The organism is Haloimpatiens lingqiaonensis, from assembly GCF_901447495.1.
GTDB lineage: Bacteria > Bacillota > Clostridia > Clostridiales > Clostridiaceae > Haloimpatiens > Haloimpatiens lingqiaonensis.
On sequence record NZ_CABDWS010000120.1, the window covers coordinates 1 to 5,561 of the forward strand.

At 31.8% G+C, this 5,561-nt stretch carries 5 protein-coding genes; 4 read left to right on the forward strand and 1 reads right to left on the reverse strand.

What is annotated here, in order from left to right:
* Positions 1-130 precede the first annotated feature (130 nt).
* Complete coding sequence (locus FGK85_RS14390) at positions 131-1,855, reverse strand: ATP-dependent metallopeptidase FtsH/Yme1/Tma family protein (protein ID WP_138207768.1); 1,725 nt, start codon at positions 1,853-1,855, stop codon at positions 131-133.
* A 385-nt stretch (positions 1,856-2,240) separates the two neighbouring features.
* On the opposite strand from FGK85_RS14390, the gene FGK85_RS14395 reads away from it, so the two are divergent.
* The 4 genes from FGK85_RS14395 to FGK85_RS14410 all read left to right on the forward strand — a co-directional run.
* The gene (locus tag FGK85_RS14395) at positions 2,241-3,284 is read left to right on the forward strand and encodes a YkvA family protein (protein WP_138207770.1); all 1,044 of its coding nucleotides are present in this window, start codon (positions 2,241-2,243) and stop codon (positions 3,282-3,284) included.
* On the forward strand, positions 3,268-4,281 hold the full coding sequence (gene rnhC / locus FGK85_RS14400; RefSeq protein ID WP_207670539.1) for a ribonuclease HIII: 1,014 nt from the start codon (positions 3,268-3,270) through the stop codon (positions 4,279-4,281). The genes FGK85_RS14395 and rnhC overlap by 17 nt, the downstream gene beginning before the upstream one ends.
* 337 nt (positions 4,282-4,618) lie before the next feature.
* A complete protein-coding gene (locus FGK85_RS14405) occupies positions 4,619-4,795 on the forward strand; it encodes a YtxH domain-containing protein (RefSeq protein ID WP_138207772.1) in 177 nt (58 codons plus the stop codon).
* A 391-nt stretch (positions 4,796-5,186) separates the two neighbouring features.
* Positions 5,187-5,561: hypothetical protein (locus FGK85_RS14410; protein ID WP_341472459.1), on the forward strand; the 375-nt coding region annotated here is incomplete at its 3' end.

Genomic DNA, 5,561 nt, shown 5'->3' on the forward strand with positions numbered 1-5,561 from the left:
GCACCTAGTACCTAGTCCCCAGTACCTAGTCCCCAGTACCTAGTACCCAGTACCTAGTCCCCAGTACCTAGTACCTAGTACCTAGTACCTAGTACCCAGTACCTAGCACCTAGTACCTAGCACCTAGTACCTAATTTAGGTCTTCATAATAAAGCGTCTCTTTTTCAATTAAAAGCTTAGAAAGTTCACATAGCTCTTCTTTGTTTTCCATAAGTAAATCCTTTGTTTTTTCATAAAGAGAGTCTACTAAGTCTCTGCATTCTGCAAGTATTTCATTGGTGGTTTCTCCATTAGGTGAAATATTGTTAAGGGAAAGTAAACCAAATTTTTTACCCATACCATATTGAGTTACCATGTTAAAGGCTATTTCTGTACACTTTTGCAGGTCATTATATGCACCGGTGGTTATGTGAGCTTTGCCGAAAATTATTTCTTCAGCAGCTCGTCCACCTAAAGCTACCATAATTCTTTTGTATAAATAATCTTTGCTTTGGTACATGTTATCAGCTGGGATGCTTAAGGTATAGCCGCCAGCTCCTTTAGTGCTAGGTATTATAGTAACCTTTGAAACTTTTTCTTCAGGAAGAACATACATGGAAGTAAGAGCATGTCCTATTTCATGGTAAGCAGTAATATTTCTATCTTTTTCTTTTATAAAATCTCTATTTATTTTTTCATATCCAGCTAAAACGATGGAATAAGCCCTGTCCATGTGTAGGTCTTCAATATTTATGCTATTATCCTTACAAGCCAGTATAGCAGCTTCATTTACTAAGCTTTCTAGCTTTGCACCAGAGAAATAAGCTGTTTTTTTAGCCCATTCTTTTATATTTATATTTTTACAAGGCTTATTTTTAAGATGTAGATTTAATATTTTTTCTCTGGCAGAAACGTCTGGAAGTGATACTTCTATATGCCTATCAAATCTACCAGGTCTTAATAAAGCTTCATCCAGTATGTCCAATCTATTAGTGGCAGCTATTACTACAATGCCCTCATCCTCTTGGAAACCTGACATTTGAGTAAGTAGAGCATTTAAAGTTTGATCTCTTTCATCAGCGCCTCCGGAGTTAGAATCGCTTCTTTTTTTACCGATGGCATCTATCTCGTCTATAAATATTACGGCTTTTCCGTGGGATTTGGCTTTTTTAAATAAGCTTCTTATTCTTCCAGCACCTACCCCCACATATACTTGTACAAAGTCCGAACCAGATACAGGAAAGAATGGAACCTCTGCCTCACCAGCTATGGCCTTAGCTAAAAGGGTTTTACCAGTACCAGGGTCACCGTAAAGTATTATTCCTTTAGGTATTCTAGCACCGTATTTCTTATATTTTTCTGGGGACTTTAAAAAATCCACAATGTCCTTTAAGCTTTCTTTAGCTTCCTCATTACCTGCTACACTATTAAAATCAAAAGGCATTTCTTTTACAGCCTCAGTATCTATAGAAGAAACTGAAAATAGACCTTTTTTGCCTGTTTTATTCATGTTTAAAAGAGTTACACCTACGGCTCCAGCAGAAAATAAAAGTCCTAAAGAAGGAAGTAAAAATCTTAAATCTACTAAAGACTCCTCTTTTACCTTTATGCCTAATTTTAAAAGTTGTTCTTTAAAATCTTCTTTTCTAGGGTTGTCTGTTTTATATACTTTTCCATCCTTTAATTTTACACTTATAACTGGTGAAGTGGTGTCATAAATACTTTCCACTTTATTTTGTGAAACATCTTTCATAAATTCTATATAGGATTTTTCAGAAGTGTTATTAAAGGGAAGTTTAAAATATATTAAACATGTTAATGAGAGTATTCCTAGTATAGCTGGTAAAAATAATAATTTTTTCTTATTTTTATCCATCATATCATCCTTTCTAATTTCAATGTCGAAATGTGTCGAACAACTTTATTATACAAAATAATTTTCATAAAGTCTAATATTTTTTCTAAAGTAAATCATGGAAAAAGGTTTACAAATAACCCTTAAAAATGTGAAAAATTCGTGGAATTGAATAGGTAAGTGTAGTATTATTAATGTAAGCGGATATTAGTAAGGAAATTTTTACTTTATAAAATTAAGATGTAAAATTGAGAATTAAGCTCTATTTGGAATTGACGATGGACGATGGACAATTGACAATGGACAATTGACGATGGACAATGGACAATTGACAATTGACAATGAAGGAAAAAACTCCTTTGGGAGTTTTTTGAATTATAAATTAATAAGATAAGGGGGAAGCAGTATGAGGATTTCTTCGGTGAATGTTGCATTAAGCAGTGAAGATTTATTAAGTATATTAAAAGATTTAATAGAGGAATTTTTACCCAACAAGGGGTTAAATATAAATGAAATTCTGCTTAATGAGGATATTATAATTAAAGGGAGTTATGATGGTAAAATAAGCATATCCTTTGGAGCAACATTAGAGGTATGCGATGTGGTAAATAATATGATTAAGTTAAAAATTAAAGAAATAAAAGTGGGCAAATTTAAGGTGTTTAATTTTCTTAAAAATTTTGGTATTAAAAAGGCTTTGGCTTCTTTAAAAGAGTATGGGATTTTTGTGGACAAGGATTATGTAGTTGTAGCATTGGATAAGTTGGAAGAATACATTCCAGGTGCTAAATTCAATATTTTATCCATAAGTGTAAAAGAAGAAATGAAAGTGGAAGTGGATGGTTTAAACATAGATTTAAAGGAATTATTAAAAAAAGATGAAGAAGCATCTTCTGAAGAATTAAATGAGCAGGAAGATATAATTGTTATAGAAAAAAAGCAAGATGGATATACTGAAGTTAGAAATAATATCATAAAAAAGGTGCCAGATAAATACAAAAGCATAGCTAAATATGCAATGATTATGCCGGACATGGCAGCTCTTTTTGTAAGGCTTTTTAAAGATAAAAGAGTTAGTAAAAAGGTAAAAGTTCAATTGGCACTTATAATAACCTATTTAGGTTTACCTATAGATATATTTCCGGATTTTATTCCTTTTATAGGTAAAATAGATGATGTGGCTATAGCGTTCTTTGGACTTAACAAACTTTTTAACCATATTGATGAAGAGGTAATATTAGAGAACTGGCAGGGGGAAGAGGATATTATAGCTATGGTAAAAGAAGGGGTATACTATATGTCTAATGTATTAGGGGCAGACAAAGTATCAAAGCTTTTATTTGCTTTAAGAGCTTCTAAGGAAGAAAAAGTTCAAGAGGAATTTAATGAAGAATCTAAGGTGAATAAAGGTAATAAAAAGGATAGGTGCAAAGATGGAGTGGCTAAGTAGTATAAAGGACAAGTTTCAATGTTATGAATACATGAAAGAAAAATTAGTTTCTAGAGGATTAAAGGTAGAAGACTATAAAGAGATAAATTACGGGCTTCAATTTGGAGTTATAGTCAATGGAAAGAGAGAAAATATAAGGGTTTATCAAAGTAAAAAAAGGGGTATAACCTGTGACTTTTCTGGTGTTAAAATTCCTAAAAATGAACAATTTATAAGGGGAGTTTTAATGGGATATGAAGAAGAAAATCTAGAAAATAGTGATTATAGAGATAAAGAACAGTTAAATGGAGATTTGATCACTAGTGAAAATTTAAAGAAAAAAAATATGAATAGTAGTGAAACTGAAGAAAATCCTCATGAGGATAAATCAGAGGATAAACCGCTTATAGGAACGGATGAGTCTGGAAAAGGAGATTTTTTTGGACCTTTGGTAATAGCAGGTGTTTATGCAGATGAAAAAACTCAAAGGATACTTAGAACATTGGGAGTAGATGATAGTAAAAAGCTTACGGATAAAAAAATATCTGCTTTAGCAGAGGATATAAAAAAATTATGCAAATATTCCATTGTTTTAATAGGTAATAAAAAATACAATGAAATTTATGAAAGAGTAGGCAATTTAAACAAACTTTTAGCTTGGGGACATGCTAGAGTAATTGAAAATATTTTGGAAAAGGTGGATTGTCCTAATGTCCTATCTGATCAATTTGGAAATCCAATGCTTATAAAAAATGCTTTAATGGAAAAGGGAAGAAATGTGAATTTAGAGCAGAGGCCTAGAGCGGAGGAAAATGTGGTAGTGGCTGCAGCTAGTATAATTGCAAGAGATGCTTTTGTTAAAAGCATGGATAAAATGAGCAATGATTATGGAATAGAGTTTGTAAAGGGAGCTTCAAAAATCACCATAGAAGTGGGCAGCGAATTTGCCTATAAGTTTGGTAAACAGCGACTTAATGAAGTGGCAAAAATTCATTTTTCTACATTTCAAAAAATTTAATAAGGATTATTTTTTATAAATTGCACATCATAATAGTAATAATTATTTTATCCGATGACTACCTGCCGTAACACTCCCACTTCTAACAAAGCGGGAGTTAACGGCAGCTACGTCCCTGGATAACGATCTCTAACCTTCAGATGGAGTAAAAACTCCATCTGAAGCTAAGAGCTCTGTTTATCCGATGACTACCTGCCGTAACACTCCCACTTCTAACAAAGCGGGAGTTAACGGCAGCTACGTCCCTGGATAACGATCTCTAACCTTCAGATGGAGTAAAACCCCATCTGAAGCTAAGAGCTCTGTTTATAAAAGAAGTTGAAAGGTGGTGTGTGATTTGAAGGTAAGAATGATGAACAAAATGACCATTGGAGCTATAGCTGGTATTGCCACAGGTCTTATGGTGGCTTCTAACATGGATAGGCGCACAAGAAAAAGAATAAGAAAAGTTGGTAAAAGGATGATAAACAGTGCAGAAGAATTGTATCATAATGTAAACGGACGTATGCATTAATTAAGTTAAATTTTAAAATAATTTAATTTAGACAAAAAAATATAAGTAAAGGGCATGTATTAATAAGTATGAGGCTGCTATGGATATGTTTTAAGTAGTGGCCTTATGCTGCGTTTAAGCTATATTTATGAGTTATATTTAAAAAAATGATATACTTTAAAGGGTAATTAAATAGTAGTTTTTTGATATTTAAAGAAATATTAACAGAAGTTTAGCACTTAAAAATTTTTGGGGCGTGAGCCCGCTGATTTATAATGAATGATTGAGGGTTAGGTTAAAAACCATAAATTCTGATTTTTGCTGGAAATTTTAGAGAAAAAATTTGCATAATAAAAGCATCCTTTTTATAATAGTTTTTACTAGAAACCAACTTAAAAAGGATGCTGATAAAATGAGTAAAAGTTATTTAAAACAATTACTTACTTATATTAATAAGGTATACGATATAGGTGAAAAAATCAATAACTTAAAAGATAAAAGAATAAAATCTGATGTAAAAATTTCAACAATTACCTTCGTGGTGTTATTTGGATTTATGCTTCAGATAAGAAGTTTCAATAGATTAGAACATTGGCTTAAAAAAGGCAAGTTTAAAAAAGTAATACCTAAAAAAACTAAAATGCCACGCATTGATGCCGTTAGGCGCTCCTTAAGTGATTTTGATTTAGATGGATTAAAAGAAATTCATAAACATATAATAAAAACCATTGTAAAAAATAAAGTATTTAGAAATGGTACTATAGATAAATTAAAAGTAGTTGCCATA

What these genes read in the sequence shown, in the direction of transcription:
- FGK85_RS14390 (WP_138207768.1), bottom strand. Translation starts at nt 1,855, where the DNA reads ATGGATAAAAATAAGAAAAAATTATTATTTTTACCAGCTATACTAGGA.
- FGK85_RS14395 (WP_138207770.1), top strand. Translation starts at nt 2,241, where the DNA reads ATGAGGATTTCTTCGGTGAATGTTGCATTAAGCAGTGAAGATTTATTA.
- rnhC (WP_207670539.1), top strand. Translation starts at nt 3,268, where the DNA reads ATGGAGTGGCTAAGTAGTATAAAGGACAAGTTTCAATGTTATGAATAC.